This is a genomic window from Paenibacillus sp. FSL E2-0201, assembly GCF_037963325.1.
Classification (GTDB): Bacteria; Bacillota; Bacilli; order Paenibacillales; family Paenibacillaceae; genus Paenibacillus_AQ.
Map to the genome: position 1 here is coordinate 6,012,742 of NZ_CP150154.1, position 19,427 is coordinate 6,032,168.

The 19,427-nt window shown below is 42.9% G+C and carries 17 protein-coding genes; 1 reads left to right on the forward strand and 16 read right to left on the reverse strand.

Annotated features, from left to right (window positions below):
* Window positions 1-38: 38 nt before the first annotated feature.
* Window positions 39-539, reverse strand: coding sequence for an isochorismatase family protein (locus tag NSU15_RS27060; protein WP_339291487.1), 501 nt, complete (start codon window positions 537-539; stop codon window positions 39-41).
* A 100-nt stretch (window positions 540-639) separates the two neighbouring features.
* Window positions 640-1,545 carry an NAD(P)/FAD-dependent oxidoreductase gene (locus tag NSU15_RS27065; protein ID WP_339288211.1) on the reverse strand — a complete coding sequence of 302 codons (906 nt, stop codon included), beginning with the start codon at window positions 1,543-1,545 and terminating at the stop codon, window positions 640-642.
* Between the two features lie 525 nt (window positions 1,546-2,070).
* Here NSU15_RS27065 and NSU15_RS27070 point away from each other — a divergent pair.
* Window positions 2,071-2,229 (forward strand): hypothetical protein, encoded by a 159-nt coding sequence (locus NSU15_RS27070; protein ID WP_170880364.1) that lies wholly within the window; start codon window positions 2,071-2,073, stop codon window positions 2,227-2,229.
* 498 nt (window positions 2,230-2,727) lie between these two features.
* On the opposite strand, the gene NSU15_RS27075 is transcribed toward NSU15_RS27070, so the two are convergent.
* From NSU15_RS27075 to NSU15_RS27140, 14 genes are all read right to left on the reverse strand, one after another.
* A complete protein-coding gene (locus NSU15_RS27075; protein ID WP_339288212.1) occupies window positions 2,728-3,693 on the reverse strand; it encodes a glycoside hydrolase family 43 protein in 966 nt (321 codons plus the stop codon).
* A 154-nt stretch (window positions 3,694-3,847) separates the two neighbouring features.
* Entirely contained in the window at window positions 3,848-4,702 is an 855-nt protein-coding gene (locus NSU15_RS27080; RefSeq protein ID WP_042131138.1) for a carbohydrate ABC transporter permease, read from the reverse strand.
* The gene (locus NSU15_RS27085) at window positions 4,692-5,678 is read right to left on the reverse strand and encodes a sugar ABC transporter permease (RefSeq protein ID WP_339288214.1); all 987 of its coding nucleotides are present in this window, start codon (window positions 5,676-5,678) and stop codon (window positions 4,692-4,694) included. The genes NSU15_RS27080 and NSU15_RS27085 overlap by 11 nt, the downstream gene beginning before the upstream one ends.
* 62 nt (window positions 5,679-5,740) lie before the next feature.
* Entirely contained in the window at window positions 5,741-7,147 is a 1,407-nt protein-coding gene (locus NSU15_RS27090; protein ID WP_339288216.1) for a carbohydrate ABC transporter substrate-binding protein, read from the reverse strand.
* Between the two features lie 201 nt (window positions 7,148-7,348).
* Complete coding sequence (locus NSU15_RS27095; RefSeq protein WP_339288217.1) at window positions 7,349-8,605, reverse strand: extracellular solute-binding protein; 1,257 nt, start codon at window positions 8,603-8,605, stop codon at window positions 7,349-7,351.
* A 66-nt stretch (window positions 8,606-8,671) separates the two neighbouring features.
* Window positions 8,672-9,475 (reverse strand): response regulator, encoded by an 804-nt coding sequence (locus tag NSU15_RS27100; protein ID WP_042131141.1) that lies wholly within the window; start codon window positions 9,473-9,475, stop codon window positions 8,672-8,674.
* Complete coding sequence (locus NSU15_RS27105; RefSeq protein ID WP_339288218.1) at window positions 9,472-11,223, reverse strand: sensor histidine kinase; 1,752 nt, start codon at window positions 11,221-11,223, stop codon at window positions 9,472-9,474. The genes NSU15_RS27100 and NSU15_RS27105 overlap by 4 nt, the downstream gene beginning before the upstream one ends.
* Window positions 11,224-11,477: 254 nt before the next feature.
* A complete protein-coding gene (locus NSU15_RS27110) occupies window positions 11,478-11,849 on the reverse strand; it encodes an iron chaperone (protein WP_339288219.1) in 372 nt (123 codons plus the stop codon).
* 141 nt (window positions 11,850-11,990) lie between these two features.
* On the reverse strand, window positions 11,991-13,088 hold the full coding sequence (locus NSU15_RS27115; RefSeq protein WP_339288220.1) for a Ger(x)C family spore germination protein: 1,098 nt from the start codon (window positions 13,086-13,088) through the stop codon (window positions 11,991-11,993).
* Complete coding sequence (locus NSU15_RS27120) at window positions 13,085-14,203, reverse strand: GerAB/ArcD/ProY family transporter (RefSeq protein WP_339288221.1); 1,119 nt, start codon at window positions 14,201-14,203, stop codon at window positions 13,085-13,087. Before NSU15_RS27120 ends, NSU15_RS27115 begins: the two co-directional genes overlap by 4 nt.
* Entirely contained in the window at window positions 14,200-15,531 is a 1,332-nt protein-coding gene (locus tag NSU15_RS27125) for a spore germination protein (protein WP_339288223.1), read from the reverse strand. Before NSU15_RS27125 ends, NSU15_RS27120 begins: the two co-directional genes overlap by 4 nt.
* Before the next feature lie 175 nt (window positions 15,532-15,706).
* The gene (locus tag NSU15_RS27130; protein WP_339288224.1) at window positions 15,707-16,492 is read right to left on the reverse strand and encodes a hypothetical protein; all 786 of its coding nucleotides are present in this window, start codon (window positions 16,490-16,492) and stop codon (window positions 15,707-15,709) included.
* 5 nt (window positions 16,493-16,497) lie between these two features.
* The gene (locus NSU15_RS27135; RefSeq protein ID WP_339288226.1) at window positions 16,498-17,469 is read right to left on the reverse strand and encodes an ABC transporter substrate-binding protein; all 972 of its coding nucleotides are present in this window, start codon (window positions 17,467-17,469) and stop codon (window positions 16,498-16,500) included.
* A gap of 127 nt (window positions 17,470-17,596) precedes the next feature.
* Complete coding sequence (locus tag NSU15_RS27140; RefSeq protein WP_339288228.1) at window positions 17,597-19,213, reverse strand: helix-turn-helix domain-containing protein; 1,617 nt, start codon at window positions 19,211-19,213, stop codon at window positions 17,597-17,599.
* Window positions 19,214-19,427: the final 214 nt, after the last annotated feature.

Sequence of the window (19,427 nt, forward strand, 5' to 3'; positions counted from 1 at the left end):
AACTCCAATTATAAACAATAGCTTCTGTTAGTAGAATCTCAAGCAATGGTCTCCATTAAAAATTCGATCACCGGGTAAGAGATCATATGCCGATCACGGTAAATCGAGTTAATGGCATCTGGCTGTGTGCTAAGGATACCCTTTTGAAGAATGGCTGCTTGAAAGCCTCTTTCTTGTGCACCGTTTATAGTAAAGGTTATACAGTGTTCTGCAGCGAAGCCTGCAACGATAATAAATTCAACACCATGTTCACGTAGCACCTGTTCCAAATCTGTTTTCCAAAAAGCATTAGAGAACTCTTTTTCTATCTGGATATCCGTAGGTAACACTGTAATTTCCGGAATAATATTTCTTGCTTCTGGATCCGTATCTGCGTTTGCCCCTTCCACGTCTTTTATATGAACGACAATTTGGTCTTTTGCACGAAGTAACCCCGACACATGATTAATGTATTCACAAGCCTGGCTTACATTTAACTTCTCCATATGATCGTGTAAGAAAAGGTTTTGCATATCAATAATTAGGAATCCAACTTTTATTTTAAACTACCCCTCTCAGAACAAATATAGTTTCTATATTAATCTGGATGTAAGTTCAGCTCAAGGGAATAAATGAATTAGACTATTTTGTACAATAGCATCAGATGTTACGCCATTCCTCTTCATTTAGTTCGTTGTTAATGCCCACCCCAGCTAAGGAACCCATAGAAGCGGCAATAATAGCTTGATGAAGATGTGTTGCTGCATCACCGGCACTATAAACGCCTGGAACGTTCGTTTTACCGAGATTATCGACAATAACTGTTCCAGCTTCTGTGATCTCGCAACCGATGGCTTGCGGCAAATCTGATCCGATCATTAGCTTTGGTCTGAAAAATATCCCTGTACATACGATGCTAGTACCATCCTTCAGCACAACTTGCTGTACCATACCATTGTCAGATTCGATCGATTGAATCGGCAAATCATAGACCGGAATGTTATGTTGTTGAAGTTCCTCGCATTGTGCATTCGTCAAGTCATCAGATCCATTAGTACATATGGTAATGTTATTCGTCCAACCAGATATCACTTGGGCCATATGCGTTGCATCCGCTCCCTTAACAATTACTACAAGAGGCTGATCTCTTAGCTCCCATCCATCACAATAAGGGCAGATAAAGGCGCTTTTGCCATACACATCTGAGAGCCCCTTAATTTCCATCGGAAGATCCTTCATTCCTATCGCAAAGAGCAGCTTTTTACTTCGATAGGTCTGACCCTGAACAGTCGAAATTTGAAAATCACCATCGGTTCCCGTAATCGATATAGCGGTATCTTCCGCAAAAGTAACGGATGGATAGGCACTTATCTGCTCCTTCGCAATTCGTCTAAAATCGCTTGGACTTATAGGATCTCTAGTAAGAAAGCCATGTGTTTCTCGAGTAACCCTATTCCGGGCGCGTCCTTCATCAATAACAACAACGTTTTTTCTTGCCCTGCCTAGCACCAAAGCAGCATTGAGACCTGCCGGTCCTCCGCCGATAATCGCACAATCGTAATTCATTTTCATTCTTCCTTTCACTTTTCAATTTATATTACAGATATTAAAGACTTATATTGTCCATTATAGTCTCAAAAAAAGAACGAACCTCACTTCGTTTTAATTAAAGACTTCACGAATCCATAATAACCTCAATATATTTAAAAGGCAAGGATTTATTCTATTCAATCATTCCCCCTTCATAACAGCCTATAGTATTCTGAGTCTAATCATGCAAAGTCTATCCTGCTGAAAAAATATCCAAAGGAAGTCATACGCCTCATTAAGACAGCGGACCTGAACGGGGACAAAAAAGACGAAAACATAATACTTGCGGACTCCGGAAATTTATTTTTAGTTAATTCTAAAAATGTTGTTGTACTTATTAATACAAACGTAGCCTATGAAGAAGATGACGCTTCAATTAAGCTTATTACCAAATCACCAAATGAAAAACATGTAGCTATACTTGTAGACTATTTTCCTTCCAATACCCAAGTCTATGTATATCGTTTAGAACAAGGAACATTAGTTAATAAGCTACAATTTATGGCTGACTATTCTGCTGAGATCGATGAAAAGGGCCGATTCCATCAATACTGGAAAAAGTACGCAACAGAAGGCGGATATAGTTTAGTCCATGGGACTTTTACATGGGAAACTAAAAACAACAAATACAAAGCTAGCGGTCAGTTTGTACTTCAATAACCAATTAATATAGCTCCTAGCGTAATCACCCACAATAACGGAATAGCACTAATAAAAAAGATAGTTAAAGATTTAAATCTAACCCTAAAGAACCAAGATAAAATCGAACAAATAACAACAGCAACTGGATACAATGAAACAATTATCATTATTGATATTCCCCATGCTGAGATCCCATTGTCAAAAACCATAAAGGATAATCCCCAAATTACGAACCAAGGAATTAGAGATAATAAATATAAGACTTGAATAATAACCAGATAAAATTTCATCGCTTCAAATCCTTTGCGTTTTATTCCATGATTATACATCTGTGATCCATAGGGCGATAGCCCTGCAAAATGAATACAATATTAGAGGATGCTATTTACCTTCTAAAATCATAGGGCCCTGACGAAATATAAAACAACAAATAAGGATGTCTCAGAAGTATTAGCTCCAAGACATCCTTAAGTTATTTCATAATACACCCTATAAAAAGGGAGGCTCTACCTTCAATTAGAGTATTACCGGCCGGATTCTGCCGTCTTCCTCATAATGTAGCTCTGTAAATTTCATACTGCGTTTATGATCTACGCCGCCAGACAAAGATGCGTCATGGTAGAACAAATACCATTTCTCGTTAAATTCCACGATGGAATGATGGGTCGTCCAGCCGATGACTGGATTCAGGATCGTCCCTTGGAAGACAAAGGGTCCGCAAGGCTTATCACTTACCGCGTAGACGATCTTATGGGTTGTACCCGTGGAGTATGAGAGATAATATTTCCCCTGATACTTGTGCATCCATGGACCCTCGAAATACCTCCTGTCCTCATCACCCGCAAGAATTGGGTTTCCCTCTTCATCAGTAATAATGATTTCCTGAGGGGCAGATTTAAATGCCAGCATGTCTTCACTCAGCTCACCCACCCAAGGACCATAAGCCGGCTCCTCTGGGCTCTTTTCTACCGCATCTTGCTGAAAAATACCGTCCTGCCACTTTTCTAATTGTCCGCCCCATAAGCCGCCAAAATACATATAGGCTCTTTCATCCTCGTCCACGAATACAGCGGGATCGATGCTGAAGCTACCTTCTATATAGCTTTCTTGAGCCTGAAAAGGACCCGATGGTGAAGCTGACGTAGCCACTCCGATGCGGAAGATCCCCTCCTTATCCCGGGCCGGGAAAAACAAATAATATGTCCCCTGCCGGTATGCGGCATCTGGCGCCCACATTTGCTTCGAAGCCCAAGGCACATCCCGAAGATGAAGTGCCTCTCCGTGATCTACACAGGGGGATGTAGGATCTTCCAAGGAAAACACATGATAATCTTCCATCGCATATTGGTCACCATTATCATTTGTAGGTCCACCATGGTCGATATCATGGGATGGGTAAATATACAGCTTGCCCTCAAATACATGAGCGGAGGGATCGGCTGTATAGAGATGGGTAACTAACGGCTCATTTGGGGTTGCCATAATAGGATTCTCCTCCTCATTGAGATTACGCCTGTTGATTAGCCAAAAAAAGGTACAATAAGTCTCTTTCAGGGTATTTTTAGCTAATCAACAGGCCTAGATTGGAATAAATTAATTCCACGGTGCTGCCCTTATTCGAAGCCAGCAGCCGAGGTTATTCTTTGACGCCTCCGAGCGCTACGCCCGCAATAATGTATCTGGATAACAGGAAGTAAACCACAAACAGCGGTAAAGCTGTTAAAGCCAGCCCCATATAAATCGAGCCGAACTCCATCTTGTAGATATCACCTCGGAGCAAGCTTACCATGATCGGCATGGTGTATTTCTCCTTCTGCGTTAGCAATATCAGCGGCATGAACAGGTTGTTCCAATTGGCTACAAAGGCAAAGATAGCTTGTGTTGCTACTGCTGGCATCATCAACGGTAAGATGATCCGGTTGAATGTAAAGAACTCTCCAGATCCATCTACGCGTGCAGCTTCCACGATCTCTATCGACAGAGTTGCAAGAAGGTATTGGCGCATAAAGAACACTACCGCCGGTGCAGCAATCGCTGGTAGAATCAGCGGAAGAAAATTGTTGGTCCAATGTAACTTATACATGAACTGATAGAATCCGATAGCGCTTGCCTGGGAAGGAATCATCATCACGCACATGATAAAGGTAAAGAATGGCCCCCGCAGCTTCCAGCTGTAGGTTACGAGCCCATAGGCCGCCAAGGACGAGAAATAGACTGTGCAGAGGGTTGCAGAACTGGCGATAATGAATGAATTCATGAACCCTTGAAGCGGATCAAAGCTCTTATCGAGCAATACTTGCAGATTGCTCATCATATGGCTCGAAGGAAGCAGTGAAAGACCACTTTGGATTTCCGGTGTAGAGCGTGTGGCATTTACAAACATGACCCAAAATGGCAGAATACTGAGTACCGCCAAAGAGATGCAAACCACATAGATAATCGTCTTATTTATCTTTCGGTTAACGGTTCCGCTTTTCTGATTATTTGCCATGTGTTACGCCTCCCTCACGGGCTGCTATAGCAGCTTTTCTATACTTTTGCTTTTCTATTTTTTTAAGTCTTGACGCGTCGCGGTCACGCATCACATAGAACAGGATTCCAGCCAATATCGCCGAAACCAAGAACATGATCATGCTCGCTGCTGCAGCACGATTATACATATAGCTGCCCTTGAATGCTTGCCCATAGATAAACATGGACGTAGTAAGCGTAGAATCGTCCGGTCCGCCTGCAAGGAATAATTGCGGAATATCGAACATGGTCAAACCACCCACCATAGATGTAATCAATGTGAACAGCAATATCGTACGCAGACTCGGCAGTGTGATGCGGAAGAAGGTTTGAAACCCGTTCGCCCCGTCAATCGATGCGGACTCGAAGAGCGCAGGATTTATACCCATAACGCCAGCGATCAGGACGATCATGGTGTTGCCGTACCACATCCAGAACTGGATGAACGCGACAATGCCCCGTGCAGTCGTCTTATCCTGCAGGAAGAACACTGGAGCGTCTGTCCATCCCAACATTTGAAACAAACTGTTTACAGGACCCATCGGATAGGCGAATAAAGTGCTGAACAACACGGCAATCGTACTAGCAGTGATGATATTAGGCATATAGAGCAGAATCTTGAACAAGCCTTGTCCCTTTATGTTAAGACGCTTATTCGTGAACCATGCGGTTAGCAAGAGCGCGAGAAGCATCTGGGGAACAAAGTTAGTAATCCAGAGCAATCCGGTATTGAACAAAGACTTCCGGAATGAGGGATTATCAAAGAGAAGATCTTTGAAGTTTTGAAAAGGATTATCAAGAATATGGATTGGTTTGGGTATTATTCCTTTCATATCTGTGAATCCAATGACTGCGGTATATAAAATGGGATACAGTGAGAAAATCAGAAATGCAAGGACAAACGGGAAGGTAAAAATATAACCGTATTTCGAATAGTTCACATTTTTGCGGCGCATGCTCTCACCTCTTTAGTTGATATGAAGGGGCGGGATTACTCCCCCGCCCCTCCGAATCCTTCTTATTCGCTTTCAATGCCAAGTTGGTCTTTGACTTGTTGCTTAAAGGTTTCGATCGCTTTGGCACGGTCCTTGTTGCCCGCGGTGTATTCACGTACTTGATCACGCCAGAGCTTGTTGATTGTTTCGTCGTACTGGGTCAAGTTCTTACCTGAAGCGTTTGCATTGGCCGGTACAAACACATCGAACATATTTTGACCACCGAGCAGTGGAACTTCACCGTTTGACTTCGACATCACAACTGAGGATGCAACGCTGTCCTTGGTTCCTTGCTCGCCTTCCTTCATGGTACCGTTAGCCCAGTAATATTGGAGTCCCGTTTCTGAGGTGTCGAGTGTAACCCACTTCACAAAGTCCGCAACAGCCTGTTTCTTGGCCTCATCCTTCGTGACGTCTTTGTTGGCAAGCAGCCAAGTGCCACCCCAGAAGAAGCCTGTTGGTGGTTCGGAAACCGCCCAGTCGCCATTCGTGTCTTTTACTTGACCGTTCATCACGTAGTTGATGAGCCAAGCAGGACCGAAGAAACCGAAGATCGGTTGGGCGCCGGTACCGGACATATCCGCATACCATGCTTCCGTCCAGTCTGTCGTATCGTTATGATAGCCATTGTCTTTCAGCTTTTTAGAGAGATCCAGGAACTCTTCGCGCTTCGGATCGATATGAAGCTTACCATCAACAAGCCAACCCTTGTCCGAGCTGTTCTCGATTGGATGCCAGATATCTCCGTCACCGGAAACGATGCCGTATCCTTTAGCTTTCAGCTTCGCAGCTGCATCGTAGAATTTATCCCAGCCTGGTCCAATTTCATTCTTGATGGTGGCTGGATCATCTGTTCCAAAAACTTCCTTCGCAATGGAGCGGCGATAGATAAAAGCGCCGCCAGTCGCTTGATAGCCGAGGGCTTTCAATTTACCGTCTAGACTACCGATGTCAACCGAGTATTGGGCGATGCCAGCGTCTTTAACCATTTGGTCATCAAGGCCTATATCAGAATAGTTAGCTGCATAGCTTGAGGCGTCGCCTTGTGTATACTTGAGCACAAATGCTGATTCAGCTGCAAAAATGTCAGGGGCATCTTTGCCTCCAGCTGTCAGAGCCTGATCAAGAGCAGGCTGATAAGCTCCGTCAGTGGTTGCGATAACTGTAGTTTTGAACTCTACATTTGCGTCAGGATGGATTTCCAGATACTTCTTAGTCATGTTAGGAATTTCGTCCGTAAAGCTCCAAAGATTGATGGTGACTTTCTCACCTGTTCCTTTTGCTGGAGCTTCGGTAGTATTGGCTGCTGGTGCAGGCGCTGAACTTGGGCTAGATGAGTTGGAATTTGAGTTCCCACCACATGCTGCGAGAGCAGATGACATCACGAGCAATGTAGAGATCCCCACTAAACTACGTTTCATACTTTTCATACTTTGCCTCCCCTTTTATATTGATCCTCGGTTTTATGTAACCGCATACATAATTATAGAGCCTATGATTCTCTAGCATAAGGACACCCTCTTTAGGAAAACTTCCACTATTTTTAGATTCAGTTCTATACAACGCAAAAAAAAGAGACATCAAGGCATTTGTACCTTGGCGTCTCCATTATCTGTTTATATTTTTGATCATTACTTATCCGCTTTTAGCGCATCATCCTGTTTCTTAATGAATTCTTCTGGCGTGACTGCTTCGCCGAACAATGCCTGAATCTGGTTCATGTGTATAGTAGAAGCGACGGGTTTCATTTGTGTATCCAGATAAAGAGTTACTTTATTTGCCTTATTTAACTCGTTTAAAAGATCAATGAACATTTGCGGTAGCTTGATGGTCGCAGTATCTACTTTGGTAGCCGGGATTACGCCAGCATTGACAACAGAATGCTCTCCCCACTTTTGAACGAAAAAGCTGACGAATTTTTTGGCTTCGAGAGCATGCTTAGAATTCTTGGAAACGAACAATCCATTACCCGGACCACCGACCCAATCATCCACGTTGCCTTTGCCGCCTACAACTGTCGGGAACTTGAAATAACCGATGTTGACTTTAAATTCTTGGGCTATATCCGTAGTGGTCGTAAAATCCGGCAGCTCCCAAGTCCCTGTTACGAACATGGCTGACTTTCCATTCATGAACTGTACCTTGGCTTCATCATTGGATAAGCCGTTGTAACCTTTGATGAATGTGTTCAAGTTTACCAGCTCTTGCACTTGTCTTGCCGCCTCTAGCAAGGAAGGGTCTGTGAAGTCCTGATCCGCAACAGCCTTATCCATCAGGTTGGGTCCCCCAATACGATCAGCTAGATACATGTACCAAAAGGAAGCCGGCCAACCGTCCTTGCCACCAAGAGTAACGGGTGTTATACCATTGTTATTTAGTGTTCGAATGATCGCTTTGAGATCATCCAAGGTCTGGGGAGGCTGTAAATTGAATTCTGAAAATATCTCTTTATTATAATAGACTGGGACTATGTTCAGTTCGACAGGAAGAGCATATGTCTTCCCATCAAAGGAATATCCCTCCGTCGTACCGGCTACGAATTTCCCCTTCAGCTCATCCTGTAAAAGATCGTCTACGGCTGCAAACTTGTTTCCTCTAACATAAGGATCCATAAAGCCTGCCGCCCAGGTGAATCCGATGTCCGGTAGATCATTAGATGCGGCAAGCACCTTCAGTTTGCTTTTATACTGCTCATTTTCAAGAACTTCCGTCTTGATGGTGATATTCGGATTAGCTTCTTCAAATTCTTTGATGATTGCTTTCACCATTTTGTTTTGCGCGGAGTTATTGCTATCCGGCCACAGATGCATCATTTTTAAAGTGATCTTCTCGCCGTCGCTCTTGGTGCTATTCCCTTGGTCCCCATTGCAAGCTGTTGTTATCAACAACAATGTTAAGAAAAGTGTACTGTATAAACCGATTCTCTTCGTAGATATTCCCCCCTTGCCGAGTCATTATTGAATATTCGCTTCTATACCATTCCTCATGGAAGAACGATACTGCCCTGGACTCATTCCTTCGTACTCCTTAAACAGCTTGTTGAAATACTTAACAGTCTGGTAACCGGTAAGGCTTGCAATTTCTGCTATGGGCAGATTTGTTTTCAGTAGTAATTCCTTCGACTTCTGCAATTTTCTGCGGGCGACGTATTCGCTGAAGTTCATCTGGCATTGCTCCTTGAAAAGGGAACTGAAATAACTCCCATTCAGATGTACTAGTCCAGCTACTTCCTGAAGGCTGATCGCCTCCTCTATATGCATTTCCACATAGTCTATCGCCTGGCGAACCGGGTCACTTAATGTGGCATCTTCATCTCTTATGGCCATTAATTGCGGATCGGCCATCTTCCGCATGAAGCCGATATGTTCCTGCTCTTCCCCTGCCTTCAGGGCATCCTCCACAGATGCGATCAGCTTTTCCCGGCTAGCTGGCTTGAGCAAATATTCCACTACGGACAACTGGATCGCTTGTTGAGCATACTCGAACTCCGCATGACCGGAGATGAGAATAACGGATGGCTGACGCTGTATTTTTTTATCCCTTATTTGACTAACTAAAGAAAGACCACTGATTCCCGGCATGCGGATATCCGTTATCATAAGTTCCACCGGTGTCTCCTCCAGAATTTCTATAGCGGAGATCCCATTGCTTGCCGTAAGGATCTCATATTGACCGGCTGCCCACACCTCAAGTATTTTCTTCATTCCTTCTCTTGATCTTGGTTCATCGTCGACAATAAGAATCTTTCGGCTTCTCATGGCGTTATGTCTCCTCGGACAGGAATTTTAATGTTTATACGGGTGCCTTGACCCTTACGGCTATCTATGGTCATTACTGCACCCTGTTCGTTTTTTCCTGAAAAAAACAGTTGAAGCCTTCTATGCACATTGGCAATTCCAACGCCGGAATCTTTAGAAGAAGACACCTTCCCGCTTTCTAGCCCTTCCACAAGAGAGCGCAGCATCTCCTCGTCCATTCCCATCCCGTCGTCTTCCACCGTAATGGTGATCCATTCTTCGTCTCCAGCGACCGTTAGCTTTATCCATCCCGGTTCAATCTTGCTCTCGACCCCGTGTAATACAGCGTTTTCCACGAGCGGCTGGAGTAACAATCGGGGTAACTCCACATTCGAAAATTCAGAAGGAGCAACAATTTCCCACTCCAAGCGATCTTCAAATCGCATCTTCATAATAAGCAAATATCGCTTTACATGCTCCAGCTCATCATGTAACTTCACCCATCCCCCTTTACTCGAACCGGTGATAGTATAGCGGAATAAATCAGACATGGCGACAACGTACTCCGCTAGCTGATCTTCATCCTTATCCAGCAGCGACCAGTACAGAACATCCAGAGTATTAAACAAAAAATGCGGATTAATTTGTGCTTGAAGTGCTTTTAACTCCGTATGACTCCGGGATAACTCCTTCTCATAAACTAACTGGATCAGCTCATTGATATTATCAACCATTTTGTTATAAGAATAATTCAGCTCCTGAATTTCCATAGTGGAAGATACGTTATCGATAGGCTTCAGAATACCAAGACGGGTACTTCTCATAGCTTTGATCAACTTGAACACAGGTCTCGTAATAAGAATTGACAGGAAAAATGAAAGTAAGGTGAATAACAAGGTACCCATCAAGGCCGATACGACGATGGTCGTTCGCAAGACCGATATCCCCTTGGTAATGACGTTAACAGGGGTTAAGATGAGCAATGTCCATCCCGTTACGGAAGATCGCTGTTTGACGACGATAAAGGACTGCTTGCCGATAGAAGCGATCTGATCGTCGGATTCTTCCACCAGCTTTGCTGCTGTCTTTTGCGAAATAGTGTCATCGTTGGACGTGATGAACTGGCCATCAGGAGCAAGGAGCAACACCGTTTCTCCGTCTCCCTCCCCGGACAGGGAACCCTTAAGCGCAAACTTGTCACGGTCTGAGCGGATGAGTAAATACCCGCCTGTCATGAAATGCCGATCGATAAGGCTGATCTGCCTGATCGCCACAAGCGAAGTAGAATCGAGCGGATCGATACCGAACCAGACAAGGCCACCTTCCTTACTCGTCGTCATTTCAACCCAATCCTCCGGTACCTTATCTCTGAGGGTGCTGCCATCGAGCGGATACAGCCTCACTCCGTCTTTGTTGTAAAGCTCCACAGATTTAATACCATCCGTATAGATTTGGACCAAATTGATAATAGATGGCAGCGCTTGCCGTTCTGTAAAGGTAGCGGGATGACCTTCTATATCCCGTAAAAGCAGTTGCTGGATATAATCGTTGGTAGATACCAGCGTCGTCAGAGAATTAATCTGTTCGAGAACGCTTTCCAAACGGCCGTTAGCCTGAATCGCAGTTTGCTGAATATGCTTCTCAGCATTGTTCTTGAGTAGCGTCGAGACCGAATGGAACGTAATCCCTCCAACAAACGTTAGTATGATGAGCATGACGGCGAGAAAACCAAGCAACATTTGATTTCGCAGCGTATTTAACTTTAACATTAATAGTATCCGCCGCATGCAGTCTCTTCCCCTCTTCGTCATATAAGCAAGGAATGATCGCCCCTATCCGGAAAAAGTAAGGGTTTTCAACCTTTTCAGTCATTATATTAGCATGTTTGCTAATGATCCGCTAAGGAAGAATTAAGGAATCGACAAAAACAACTAAAAAAAGTCCCGATGATGTTTTCATCATGAGACTAATCCGTGGTTTATGATATTCATATCACTAGTAAATCTGTAGCTTTTCTAAGTTTTCATTTTCGCCAAAACGTTGTACAGTCTGCCTTATCCATAATGTTAAACTCAATCATTTGCTCAAGCAATGAGTAATCAACCGGATGATCACACCGGATCCGTAACAACTGCTTAGTGTGATCATATCCAGCCTGCACAATTGCGTCAGAGAAATGATTAATCCCTGCAATTTCAGGGGCTACAGCCATATGTTGTTTGGATACGCTAAAGCCAATTATATAAGTGTCGTGATCGGTGAACATAGGTTGATTCCACGCAATTTTTGGTTTTAGTTCTGTGAATTTCTTAGTTACCCAACCCAACACCTCTTCCATTCGTTCCCGATGCTGCGGGTTATCAATTTGCGCTAAATATTCTGCAAATACCTCCATGTTGATCACTCCTAACCTCAAAATCGCCGTTTGTATAGGCGTAGTTTGTACAAAAAACACCCCGTTAGATAATCATATCCAACGGGGTAAAAGGGTGCAACTTTTATTGCTGAAGGCTAAAGTTCCATGAAGTCCATATTCTCAGATCAACAATCCGTGATTGTAAATTTTCACTTTAAAGTGTGGATTAATTGTTATTTTTGGATACTCCTGATTCCAGTCTACCGATTTCCATCGATCGTTTAAATGCGCTCTTACTTCAAGACCAATGCCAATGCCGTCACAATTAGCTTCCTGCAATAGTTTAATCGTCTCTTTGGCGCGAATGGTCAGAAGATCCTCAAGATTATGAGCCATCTTCTGAATCATATCTTTACTAAGCGGCTCTCCCGTAGGGTTGTCCAACAAAGCACATTTTAATGTGATATGAATATCAGCAGATATCTCATTCTCCGCGGTAGTCAGCCTGACTCTTTGTTTTGTGCGTTCGAATGAAAAAGTCACGTATGAATTTCGAAAGCCAATTCGTTCGGTAATTGTGCCATGAGATTTTTTATCCTTCATCATCACATAGACCTTAGCTTGAGACTCATTGAGCCTTCCTGTCATCTGCTTCCCATGCAATAAAGCCAGTCCTGAAATTTTTGCCCGATTCTTTTCTTCACTGATTATGACCAAGGGAAGCGCATTATCAACACCAGGCGTAAGCATAATGGAGGGAACCAGAAAAGGAGAATCCTTAGGAATATTGCCTTGCTGCTCGCTTGCTCCCAAAAGATCATGCAAATACTCACTGAGGAGTGACCGGTCTTCAACATTAAGCTGTACAACCTCCTGCGCTGGGCTTTCCGTGATGGCAAGTAACACATTTATAGGAAAATCGGCTTCCCGAAAAAAAAAGTCCAACGCCTCATAAAGGTTGTTTTTCGCAAACTTCTCATTGATCAGGAGCACCCGAGTTTCACGCAGATCCATATGCTGAGAAACAATTCTTTGCAGCTCAGAGCTTGCCTCCTGAACAGAGTGCCCTTCCCCGCTGATTTTTGGGGTGATTACATTCCCTTGTGGCTCAATAGGTGATTTTATCGTCGGAATCGATACGGTCAGCCGAATCTTGCCCTCATCCAGCATATCAATGCCTGCAGTATGGACCATCCGGATATTCTTCAACTCTCGTTGATCCCAGCACCCGGTCAAGAATAGCAGCAGCGTCAGAAAGATAGCTATTTTTCTTTTCATGGCAATGGGTTATCTCCTCCAGATTTTCTAAAGATGCCTGCAAACCGTAACAGTAACAGAATAACAATGATCAAACTAAACGAAAAAAAAGGTCCAAACCGGCCTATCAGTCCATTCACCATATTCAATTGCTCAACGGTTAATTGGTAAGCACTTGCTGTGAACAGCAATATAGCGCAAACGATGGCAATGGGAAGAGGTGCGGCTTGCGGTTGCTTGAATATTGCCGAAATCGAGGATACAAACAGCATAAAGAAGGAATAAACGGAAGTGAGAATAAATAGGATCCAAATGGAGATAACGATCAGATCAAAACGCTCAATCACATTAAACGAGATTGCTTTCATTTGATAGAGAAGCGGTTGTCCTATATATGAAATCATATCCGTTCCGAATAAGGCTGTAGAGGAGAACGTACAAAAGGCAATAAATATAGTGGTTGCCCAATTTCCATACAAGGTCATTCGCAACACCGTCCGCATATCCAAATGCTCATAGTAACAAGGTAGCAATAGCAAAAATTCAATACCCATCAAGGCCCATTGAGCTGTCAGCGATCCATTCAGAATTTTCAGCCATCCCGATTCAAGCACCGGCATTACATTGTAGTGGTTCCAATCCTTTACCGTAAACAGCGATAGGAGTATGAAGAAAGTCATGAAAATGGTTGCGAGCACAGAAAAACGGGCATATACCCTGATCGGCTTTCGACTCATATAAAAGCAGACACTAATTAGTGCAAGCAGCAAAAACCAGACCGGAGTACGGGGATAAGCCCACAAATCAGTTGTAACTATCCAATTCGTCAACACCAAATAGCTAATTAAGGCATAAAAGACCCCCATGATGATCAGAATCCCGCGTCCAATGAATCCTCCCAGGCGCTGCATCAACATTTGCATTACATTCATTCCCTTAGCCTTTCCAGCTAGCTTCCACATGAGATATGCGTAAAAAGTGTTTATTATGCCACTGAGCAGGCAAGACACCCATGCACCCGTTCCCGCTTTTTCATTGAGCGCATGCGCGATCGTAATGATTGCTGAACCAAACTGGGCCTGAATGATCATACAGGTCAGCTGTAATTTTCCGATGACATTGGGATTTCTGGTCATTTCGCTCTGCTCCTTATCGGCAAACAATAGGGAACTCCAAACGGCTCAAGACTAAAAAAGTGAATTAAGAATGCAGACGTAAGCATTACAATCCCATAAAAACCCAAAATCCATGCGCCGAACACAAGTAACATTTGAATAATAAACGTGAAAATGCGCATTTGATAGGTCGGAATCATGAATGAACCAATTACAGATAAAGCAACAATAACAATATACACATTGGAAACAAATCCAACCTTAACAAGCGATTCACTGATGATAATACCTCCCGCAACACCAACCATCTGCGCGATTTGGGTAGGTAGCCGAATTGTAGCTTCCGCAATCATCTGAAAAATAATAATCATCATTACAGCTTCGACAATAGGTGGATAAGGTACATTCTCTAACGAACTTTTGATGCTGATCGCCATTTGTGAGGGAAGCACTTCATGATGGAAGCTGACTATCGCAATGTACAGGCTGCTGATGAAGATGCTAAGAAACACACCAATGCCTCTCAAACTTTGCAGTATAACCGCTGTTCCATCCCCGAGCAGTAAAGAATCCACAGAACGCAGAAATGTATAAAATGAGACAGGAACAATCAGACAGGTTGAGCTATGATCACATAGAATAGCCACACGCCCTTGCATTATCAAATTACTGGCCATATCAACTCTCTCTGTACCATAGACCTGCGGGAAAATCGAATACTTCACTTCCTTTAATACCTTTTGCAGCCTCCCAGGGTGTACTTCCATCGTGGTCTCTAGCGAGGAAAGACGGCGTATGGTTTCCTTTACAATCTGCTCATCTGCCACTCCGTTCTCCCACACAATGGCTACTTTATAGGTGGAGTGCTTTCCGAGTGTTATATAACTGATCTTCAGTTGCGGAGAGGATGCACGGCTGCGAATCAAATTCAGGTTTACATTTAACTGCTCAACGAAGCCGATACGTTCGCCGATAATCGAAGGTTCGTTGACCGGCTCTTGCAATGACCGGACATTATTTTGTTCAGTATTAAGTGAATACCATACATGATCAGCAGAAATATAACTTACTAAGGCTTTTCCTTCCAGCAGGGCATGAACGATGTCATTCATGTTATTACAAATACCAATGTCAGCAGCTGTAACCACATCTAATAGCTGCAGCTTGGAGAATTCTTCGTTTTTAACCTGAAACCATTGCTTAAATACACTGATTTCTAGTTTGGATGTGTCGCATAAAGATTCCAGATAGATCAGCTGTGCAGCCTGATTATCCAACTCAAAATACCTAACGATGAAGTCCTCAGTGTGAGATAGCTGTGTTTTTATCTGCTCCAGCATAGTTTCCATGTGTTTCCCTCCCCCGCTACTAAAATTCTATAAAGGGGATTATACCCAGATGAAATAAAATTATGTAAATTTGAAATAGCCTCTTATTATAATATCGATGCTTACGCAGAAAAGCCCTCGCCTCTAATTGGCGAGAGCTTGCGGAATATAAATCAAAAAAAGAGCATTTTTTTACTCAATCAAAACATCCATTCGCCCTCATCAAAGCCCGGTCCTTCTCTTTTAATCGCGGACAGGTGTAACAGTAGCCAAATTCGCTATCCAGGCGATAAGCCAGACAACAAGCTGGTTTCAGTAACATTTTTTGATCAGGAATATGGAGATCTTCAATGAAGATTGGTTTAAAATCAAACGGATTTTTCCGGAGTCCGAACGCGCTAGCATCGACACCCTGTGTAAGCATTTTATTAAAATATATGATCCTTGCCCTAACATCATCATCTGACGCTTCCGCAACTGCTTCTTCCATTTGAGCATAGATCACACTAACGATTTGTCCCCATAATGGAATCGCGTTTATATGAGCCAGTGGAGACAAGGTTCGGAAGATCGGCGTAATCTGTTCCCTATAAAAAGAATCGAGCAGCTCCCTGTAAGCATCATTACGGTCCAAAATAGGAACTTCGATAAATCGCACTTCGTTCACTTGAAATGAAATAAGCGGATAAGAGTCATCTACATACAACTGTATTGATAGATTAGATAAGGATAAATCCAAAAGCAACCCGTCATCTTGATACAGCATGTACTGCATCGCACCGCATATCCCAGCATACCAACTCATAAAAAAAGCTGCGGCTGTAGAACGTTCTTTTGCTTTAATGAGCGATCCGTAAGTATCGATTACTTGTTCCATCTTTTCATTTTTTAATAAATCTAAGGCAGGAACGGTAAGCACGGTCTCTTCGAGTTCATTCAAAGTAAGGTGAAATTTCTCTTCCAATTGCTGAAAATCAATCATACCCACTATTTTTCAAAGGCATGAACGATGTCGTCAATAGCATTTAGATCAGCAAGTGGTGACATGCCAATACTAAACCATTCCTTCCCTCCCATGATATGCACCTGCTTTTTCTTCACGGCTGTCATGTTCTTCCACAAAGCGTTGTTCAGCATTTCCTCAGATCTGTTCCGAACTTCTTCACTAGATTCATCATCTAGCTGCAAAATGATATGGTCAGGATTATATTGGAGAATTTTTTCTAATGAAATTGAAAGACTTAACTCATCCTGTGGGAAGGTTTCAACCGGCTTTAGACCTAGCTTCTTATGAATGAAGTTTCCTCGATCACTATTTACGCCATAAATAACGATCTCTTTCGCCATAATCATCATGTACATGACTGTCTCGTCACCCACTAAAGAATCGAGTTTTTCCTTGGCCTCGACTTCTTTTGTTTGCAAATCTTGAATGACCTTGTCAGCTTGTTCAACCTTGCCTAGAACTTGGCCTATATCCCGTAACTCATCACGCCAATCATCCCGCTGCGGCAAAAGTACCGTTGGTGCTATTTTGGAAAGTTGATCGTAGTCTTTATCGGACCACCATATAGGAGCAATAATTAAATCTGGCTCAGATGCCAGAATGGCTTCAAAATTAGGGACTTCAGCAATTCCCATCTTCATTGTGTCTTTAAACGGTTCCTTAATATAAGATGGAAAATCCTGATGATAGTTCTGTACAGCAACGGGTGTAACGCCTAGTGCATATAAAAATTCTGGATAGACAACAGAAAGTCCAATAACCTTTTTGGGCTCAGTTGGAACACTAATATCACCTTTTAAAGTATTAATAACACGTTGTTCAGGCATTGCTTTTCCACTCGTTTTTCCATCATTAACAGCTGTGTTTCCGGCATTATTAACTCCGCAAGCAGTACTTAACATGACTAACCCTATGATGATTAACCCTAAAGTTATTTTTCGTATTTGCTTCATTCTTCGATGATCCCCCTGATAATTTGATTTATTATGACAACCTCTAGTTAATATTGATTATCATTATCATATATTAGGAGTATAGATGAATTCGTGAATTCCGGATATTGACGATAGAGACTTTTTATTATGCACGATCACGCCAAATCTTTAATACTTCATCCAGCATAAGCTCATGGGTAAAGGCCGTATATTCAACCCAAGGATATGCAGGGAGAAAGTCCACCCTACTGTTCCTGACAGACCTCAGATCACTCCATAACTTAGCGTTCATAAGTGTTCGCCAGCTCTTTTGTGATACCGTATCTTCATCTATAATCAACAACAAACGATCCGGATTACAAACAGCTAGCTGATCCAGCGTGATTGGCTGATCCTCCAAAAAATCGATGTTCTGCACGGGCATAATATGCAGATCATCATAGAATACCGTACCTAGACTTCTCTTCCCCAAAACATTGTAACGATCACCGGAGATTCTTAGAATGAGAAGACTTTCATCCTTAAATACGTGTTGCACCTGCTCTCTTACGAATATTGCTTTACGATCATATTTTTCAAGCCAAGTCTCCGCTGCTGCTGTCTTATCGAGAAATTGCCCAATTAACCGAAAATGCATTCGCCAATCATTCTTCTCCCAAGGCACAAAAAATGCAGGTGCAATCTGCCTCAGTATCTCCTGTTCCTCGGGCGCTACCAATATATCAATGCCGATAATAAAATTAGGTTCAGCTAGTCGAATTTCTTCTCTCTTTATCCATTGATTTGAACTTAACGGCAGCATGGAATCCATTTGATATTTCCGTCTGTAATAATCGGTCCATGGGTGATCGGCCGGTGCGGCGCAAGGATTCATCTGTAGCGCAATCAATTGCCCTATATTGAGACAATCGTAAGCGACGATTTTTTTCTTACTATTCTTAATGAATGTCGCTGGTGGTACGCCTGACACCTGTTTGAATTTGCGCCGAAAATAAATATCATCCTGATAACCTACATGTCGCGCAATATCACGAAGACGATTTGGCCCGCCCGACCTCATCAGCTGTTGCGCCTTTTCAATTCGGAATACTGCCAAATAGTCAATCGCGCTATATCCGTACCTTTTTTTAAATAATCTCATGAAATGTCGAGTACTGATTCCCGCCACCTTAGCCAAATGATCGATCGTCAATTCTTGTTGATAATGCTGCTCGATATATCTTTTAGCGTATTCCAAGCCTGATTCCGAATCATTCTCTTTTACAAGACTAGTATCTTGCAGAATGCTGAGCAATAGTTCTTGAAAGAGAATTTGGCCGCGAAAACGTTGTAGAGAATCCCCGTCCATCAAGCATTGGCAAATGCTGTCGCACAATGCGCTGACGGAAATCGGAGACTTAACAACAACTTCCCTTTGTATCGGGAACGGGCTGTCTTTCTTAATCATCTGCATAGAATGAACAGAAGTCCCCTCATCGACCAGAACATCGAATCGCATAAAGAAGATTCCCCGCTCATCAAAGCTGTTCATGGCTGCTTCAACTAGCTGTCCTGGCTTACATATGTAAACACTACCCTGGCGTAGTTCGGTGAATCGCCCATCAATATTTAGCCCCCCTTTACCACTAGCCGCAACGAGAATCATGTGGGATTCGATAAACTGAAGTCTTAATTCCCAATCATTTGTTTGGTTTCTGATATGTTCAATTTCACGAAGCTTGAAGCACAAACCTTCGAGCGATGCATATTCGTTATGTTTCAAGTTCTTTTCTATCTCAACCAAGCTATCTCACCGTCCCTATCCTAGCTAAAAATCATTTTAGCCCACAACTTTTTTCATTGCAATTTCTTCGTGCTCTGAGATAGAAAGTTTACGGATGACCGAAATAAACAGTAAATAACTTAACTAAGAAAATAGTAGGATGCATGACAGGAATATCATACCTTACGCTTTCTTTTACACGATTCGCTTCTGC

Excerpts from the sequence above, each read along its gene's own strand:
- NSU15_RS27065 (WP_339288211.1), bottom strand. The coding sequence starts at position 1,545 with ATGAATTACGATTGTGCGATTATCGGCGGAGGACCGGCAGGTCTCAAT.
- NSU15_RS27070 (WP_170880364.1), top strand. The coding sequence starts at position 2,071 with ATGGCTGACTATTCTGCTGAGATCGATGAAAAGGGCCGATTCCATCAA.
- NSU15_RS27075 (WP_339288212.1), bottom strand. The coding sequence starts at position 3,693 with ATGGCAACCCCAAATGAGCCGTTAGTTACCCATCTCTATACAGCCGAT.
- NSU15_RS27080 (WP_042131138.1), bottom strand. The coding sequence starts at position 4,702 with ATGGCAAATAATCAGAAAAGCGGAACCGTTAACCGAAAGATAAATAAG.
- NSU15_RS27085 (WP_339288214.1), bottom strand. The coding sequence starts at position 5,678 with ATGCGCCGCAAAAATGTGAACTATTCGAAATACGGTTATATTTTTACC.
- NSU15_RS27090 (WP_339288216.1), bottom strand. The coding sequence starts at position 7,147 with ATGAAAAGTATGAAACGTAGTTTAGTGGGGATCTCTACATTGCTCGTG.
- NSU15_RS27100 (WP_042131141.1), bottom strand. The coding sequence starts at position 9,475 with ATGAGAAGCCGAAAGATTCTTATTGTCGACGATGAACCAAGATCAAGA.
- NSU15_RS27105 (WP_339288218.1), bottom strand. The coding sequence starts at position 11,223 with ATGTTAAAGTTAAATACGCTGCGAAATCAAATGTTGCTTGGTTTTCTC.
- NSU15_RS27110 (WP_339288219.1), bottom strand. The coding sequence starts at position 11,849 with ATGGAGGTATTTGCAGAATATTTAGCGCAAATTGATAACCCGCAGCAT.
- NSU15_RS27115 (WP_339288220.1), bottom strand. The coding sequence starts at position 13,088 with ATGAAAAGAAAAATAGCTATCTTTCTGACGCTGCTGCTATTCTTGACC.
- NSU15_RS27120 (WP_339288221.1), bottom strand. The coding sequence starts at position 14,203 with ATGACCAGAAATCCCAATGTCATCGGAAAATTACAGCTGACCTGTATG.
- NSU15_RS27125 (WP_339288223.1), bottom strand. The coding sequence starts at position 15,531 with ATGGAAACTATGCTGGAGCAGATAAAAACACAGCTATCTCACACTGAG.
- NSU15_RS27130 (WP_339288224.1), bottom strand. The coding sequence starts at position 16,492 with ATGATTGATTTTCAGCAATTGGAAGAGAAATTTCACCTTACTTTGAAT.
- NSU15_RS27135 (WP_339288226.1), bottom strand. The coding sequence starts at position 17,469 with ATGAAGCAAATACGAAAAATAACTTTAGGGTTAATCATCATAGGGTTA.